Here is a 2612-nt window from a genome sequence, read left to right as displayed (position 1 = left end):
CCCGATCTATAACGCTCGGAGCAGTTCTGCGGTGGACTTGATCAGCTTTGCCTTAGACGGTCGGACTGAGCATCCGTCAGCTGGAGGGCGACTTCCCCGCTGTCCTCCCCCAGCTATCGGTCCGCTGAGCGCAATGCGGACCCATGTCGACTGTCGCGGGGCGACCCTGAACTGCCGTTCAGAGATGGATGACCGTAACGGCCGTCTTTAATCGGACAACTGCCGTTCGCTGCGATTGCTATTGCACATAGGGCGTCACTGCATCGAAGCGGTGCGGCGGCTACACCCATGCCATTTATGGGTTCGTTCGCCGCGGTGTTGGCGGGGCCGCTCAGGATCCTGGCTGAGAGAGCGTAGCGCTGATCGCGGGCAACTCGGGGCGCGGCTGCGGGGCCGTCGCCCCGCCTTCCCCTTCTCTGGCAGCATGGGCGGGGACAATCGCCGGCACCGTCGCCGGCGCTAGCGAAGCGCTGACGAGGAATCCGGTGGATGAAAGAAAGATTGCGGCCAATAAAATAAATGCCAGAAGTTTGCCTCGGTGTGTTAGTGGGCCGTGCCGACGTGCGGGCTGGCGTTCGCGCGGCGCCCGTCTTCTTCTATGCTTCCGCGCGCATTGGCATCCGTCAGCACTCGAGCGGCACTGCCAGCCTACTTCTGCACCTTGTCGTTCAATTGACGCATGTCATTGCCGGCTCGGCGAGACGTCCCGGCCGGCGGGCCACGCCCGAAAGCGACATTCACCAGTGCTCGACGGGCACGATCATTTCCGGGGCAATAGGGCTCCGCCGAGTTGTCGGCAGTCGATCAGTCTGAAGGCCGGGGTGGTTTTGGATGCAAAGCATCGGCGGCGCGAGTGGCATCTACTCACACAGCGGGAAAGACAGTAGTTTTGTCCCGGCTTACGTCATAACCCGCGCAACATCCCTTACTTCCCAAAAGCACTGGACACGATCTGCGTGGGCGGCGCATCCTTCGTGCACGCCGTCGGTTTTTACTGTCACATCACACGGAACGTCCTGTGGCGTGCTCTCGAACAGAGGCTGAGTGTTCCCGAGCGAGCAATGCCGCGCGAGGTTTTCGACTGACGCCGGGACAACGAAACACGCGATCCACGGCGAAGATTAAAGCAGCCCTTCGTTCCGAGTCGCCAGGAACAGCGCTCAATCTGACATTGACTGCTCTTCAAGGCATAGCCGGTGACCTGCCTCGCAAGTGCCACCGAACCAGCGGGAGAATGTCGTGCTTGAAATTACGTATCCGTGGCTTGTTGGGCCTCGTGTGCCTCCGGCGTCGAACACCGTTTCATTCGCTCCCGATCATCCGATGCGGTCGATGATTGTTCCGCGTGGCCTGACGGCCACCGATCTTGACCGGCTCAATTCAATCACGTCTTCGACGCGGCTGGTCAAAGACGGCACCACGTTATACCGTGAGAACGATTCGTTCCGGAGCATATATTTCATACGCGCGGGATCGTTCAAGACTGTTGTCCGGCATCGCGATGGCCCGTTGCAGGTAACAGGATTTTATTTCTTCGACGACGCACTGGGGTTCGAAGGTATCTCTACGATGCATCACAATTGTGAGGCTGTCGCACTCGAAGACAGCAGTGTCCGCATTGTTCCATTCCTTCAGCTCGAACTGCTGTGCCGCGATGTAAAGGCGATCCAGGAGCATGTACATCGGATGATGAGTAGCGAGATTGCTCGTGAGTCGGCCCTCATGATGCTGCTTGGCACGATGACGGCTGAACAACGTCTTGCGGCCTTCTTGCTCAACATTTCGATACGCTTCAAGGCGCGGGGTTACTCGCCGGTGGAGTTCAATTTGCGAATGTCACGCGAAGAGATCGGTTGTTATCTCGGGATAAAGCTTGAAACGGTCAGCCGCATGTTTTCAGAGTTCCGACGAAAGCGCCTGGTAGACACGGACGGCAAGCAGATTCACATTCTCGATCTCGCCGGCCTCGGTTGCATCTAGCCTGACGAGCCTTCGCATACGGAATCCTCATGGGGAGCAGCAATGAAGCCGATTACGCGTCAACAGGAAAGCCGGCTTCGTGATTTGCTGTCTAGGGAGGAAGCGGAAGTTCGAGCGGCCCTTGCGCGCGAATCCATGGAGCACAGCATTAAGTCATCCGAACTTGCCACGCCGGTTGGAGCGGAAGAAGGTCGCGCGCGGCAGGTCCTGGATGAGCATCTGGCGACAACACGTCACCTGATGTCTGAATTCGCTGCGGTTGCTCAGGCACGCCTGCACCTCGATTCACATAGCTATGGCGTGTGCGTTGACTGCCATCGTGACATCGGATTTTCGTCTCTTGTCGCCTGTCCGACCGCAGAGCATTGCGAGGATTGCCAGTTATTGCGTGAACGAACCAGGGGCGAACGGCTGCCATAGTGGGCCCCCCTTAAATTGCACAATGCCGGGCGGCACGACCAGGAGGATTGACGTGCGATGGTGACGCCAGAAATTGCGTCACGAGTGGCGATTTCCTCGTAGACGCCGGAATTCCCGAATTTGTGCCATTGGTGCTGCACAGGCCGACGTCCGGACATGAGTTATCGTCGGAAGTGGTGTATGCGGCGTAGGGAGGAGGCAGGAGAAGGCGG

2 protein-coding genes are annotated in these 2612 nt (G+C 58.6%); both read left to right on the top strand.

The annotated features are described in order from the left end of the window. Positions 1–1239: 1239 nt before the first annotated feature. Complete coding sequence (locus V8683_RS31215) at positions 1240–1980, top strand: helix-turn-helix domain-containing protein (protein WP_411189773.1); 741 nt, start codon at positions 1240–1242, stop codon at positions 1978–1980. 42 nt (positions 1981–2022) lie between these two features. After that, positions 2023–2400 (top strand): TraR/DksA family transcriptional regulator, encoded by a 378-nt coding sequence (locus V8683_RS31210; protein ID WP_411189772.1) that lies wholly within the window; start codon positions 2023–2025, stop codon positions 2398–2400. Positions 2401–2612: the final 212 nt, after the last annotated feature.

It is taken from the genome of Paraburkholderia sp. AV2 (genome assembly GCF_054968425.1).
The sequence above is the reverse complement of the archived record's forward strand: the minus strand, read 5'-3'. Positions and strand labels throughout refer to the sequence as shown.

Bases quoted from the DNA above. Each gene is read 5' to 3' on its own strand.
- V8683_RS31210 (WP_411189772.1), top strand. From the start codon at position 2,023: ATGAAGCCGATTACGCGTCAACAGGAAAGCCGGCTTCGTGATTTGCTG.